Source organism: Burkholderia sp. Ac-20349, assembly GCF_017104865.1.
Lineage (GTDB): Bacteria > Pseudomonadota > Gammaproteobacteria > Burkholderiales > Burkholderiaceae > Burkholderia > Burkholderia aenigmatica.
In genome coordinates this window covers 1-2,099 of record NZ_JAAGPM010000313.1, presented here as the reverse complement: position 1 = coordinate 2,099, position 2,099 = coordinate 1, and the positions used below count along the sequence as shown (strand labels likewise).

3 protein-coding genes and 1 pseudogene are annotated in these 2,099 nt (G+C 68.6%); all 4 read left to right on the top strand.

Going from position 1 to position 2,099, the window contains the following annotated elements; all coding sequences use genetic code 11:
* Window positions 1-103: 103 nt before the first annotated feature.
* A pseudogene (locus G3N61_RS38840) lies at window positions 104-286 on the top strand (outer membrane protein assembly factor BamE); the annotation flags it as partial.
* A gap of 62 nt (window positions 287-348) precedes the next feature.
* On the top strand, window positions 349-1,146 hold the full coding sequence (gene dapB, locus G3N61_RS38835; protein ID WP_089449891.1) for a 4-hydroxy-tetrahydrodipicolinate reductase: 798 nt from the start codon (window positions 349-351) through the stop codon (window positions 1,144-1,146).
* 18 nt (window positions 1,147-1,164) lie between these two features.
* Window positions 1,165-1,833 carry a MotA/TolQ/ExbB proton channel family protein gene (locus tag G3N61_RS38830; RefSeq protein WP_205825091.1) on the top strand — a complete coding sequence of 223 codons (669 nt, stop codon included), beginning with the start codon at window positions 1,165-1,167 and terminating at the stop codon, window positions 1,831-1,833.
* A gap of 28 nt (window positions 1,834-1,861) precedes the next feature.
* Window positions 1,862-2,099, top strand: a 238-nt coding sequence (locus G3N61_RS38825) for a biopolymer transporter ExbD (protein WP_205825090.1), incomplete at its 3' end; no start/stop codon positions are given.

Genomic DNA, 2,099 nt, shown 5'->3' with positions numbered 1-2,099 from the left:
AGGTTGTTTCGACTGCCACGGCTGTCTCCTTCTGAAGTGCGGCTCAGTGCGACGCTCGTGCTGTCGCGTGAGTTGGAATGGAGACATTCTGCTGATGCGCAGGCAGGCTGCCGGCGGTGCGCCGGTGCCGGGCGGCCAGCCGCCGGGCGCGGTTCCGGCGATCCAGCCGCAGTTCCAGTTCCATCGTCCGCCGCAGCCGAACGTGTCGAACGAGGCGTCGCCGCCGGTCGGCCCGCAAGGCTCCGACACGCTGCAGAACCAGCCGCTCACCGCGCCGGCGCAGTAAGTCCGCGTGCGGAAACAGGGCGGCATGCGCCGCCCGTTTTTAGACCTGTCGTGTAGAAAGCCATGAAGATTGCGATTGCCGGCGCATCGGGCCGAATGGGCCGGATGCTGATCGAAGCCGTTCTCAACGATTCCGACGCGCAGCTGGTCGGCGCGCTCGACCGTGCCGACTCGCCGTTCCTCGGCCAGGACGCCGGCGCGTTCCTCGGCAAGGACACCGGGGTCAAGCTGACCGCCGACCTCGACGCCGTGTTCGCGCAGGCCGACACCCTGATCGACTTCACGCGTCCGGAAGGCACGATGGCCCATATCGAGGCCGCGCTGCGCCACGACGTGAAGCTCGTGATCGGCACGACCGGCTTCACCGCCGAGCAGAAGGCCGAGTTGCAGGCCGCGGCGGGCAAGATCGGCATCGTGTTCGCGGCGAACATGAGCGTCGGCGTGAACGTCACGCTGAAGCTCCTCGAATTCGCGGCGAAGCATTTCTCGCACGGCTACGACATCGAGATCATCGAGGCGCATCACCGTCACAAGGTCGATGCGCCGTCGGGCACCGCGCTGATGATGGGTGAAGCCGTCGCCGGCGCGCTCGGCCGCTCGCTCGACGATTGCGCGGTGTACGGCCGCCATGGTGTGACGGGCGAACGCGACCCGTCGTCGATCGGCTTCGCCGCGGTGCGCGGCGGCGACATCGTCGGCGACCACACCGTGCTGTTCGCCGGGATCGGCGAGCGCATCGAGATCACGCACAAGTCGTCGAGCCGCGTGTCGTACGCGCAAGGCGCGCTGCGCGCGGTCCACTTCCTGTCGGCGCGCGGCGCCGGCCTGTTCGACATGCAGGACGTGCTCGGCCTGCGCTGACCCCACGGGGAAACTCCGATGGCGATACCCACCGGCGTTGTCCACTACCTCGAAAGCGGCGATGCGATCACGCACGCCGTTGCCTATGTGCTGCTGGCGATGTCCGTCGCCAGCTGGTGCTTCCTCCTCACGAAAGCCTGGCTGCTGGTCCGTGCGAAGCGGCAGGGGCCGCGCGCGCTCGCCGCGTTCTGGCGTGCGTCGTCGTTCGACGCGGGCATTGCCGCGCTCGCCGGCGCCGATCGCGAGCGCGTGTTCGTGCCGCTCGCCGAAGCCGCGCGCGATGCGGCCGACGACCACGATCCGGCCGCACTGGCCGCGCGCGTCGAGCGCAGCGAGCGCGTGCTGCGTGCGTTGCGGCACGCGATGCTGCGCTCGCAGCGGCGTCTCGAATTCGGCCAGGTGCTGCTCGCGTCGATCGGCAGCACCGCACCGTTCGTCGGGCTGCTCGGCACGGTTTGGGGCATCTACCACGCGCTCGGCAGCATCGCCGCCAGCGGGCAGGCGCAGATCGAGAACGTCGCGGGGCCGGTCGGCGAGGCGCTGATCATGACCGCGTTCGGGCTTGTCGTCGCGATTCCCGCGGTGCTGGCCTACAACATCCTCGGGCGGCTCGTGCGGCAGCTCGCCGAGGAACTCGACGGCTTCGCGCGCGACCTGCACGTGTTCGTGTGCGCGCAGGAAGCCTGACGCGTGAACAGGCCCTAGAGGAGCGACCATGGCATTCGGCGGACTCGAGCACCACAAGACGTCCGCGCCGATGGCGGAGATCAACATGACCCCGCTGATCGACGTGATGCTGGTGCTGCTCGTCATCTTCATCATCACTGCGCCGCTGATGACGCACGCGATCCGGCTCGACCTGCCGAAGGTGGCGGCCAGCGTCGCGCGCGACACGCCGCAATCCGTCACCTTGTCGATCGACGATACAGGCAAGCTGTACTGGGACGACACGA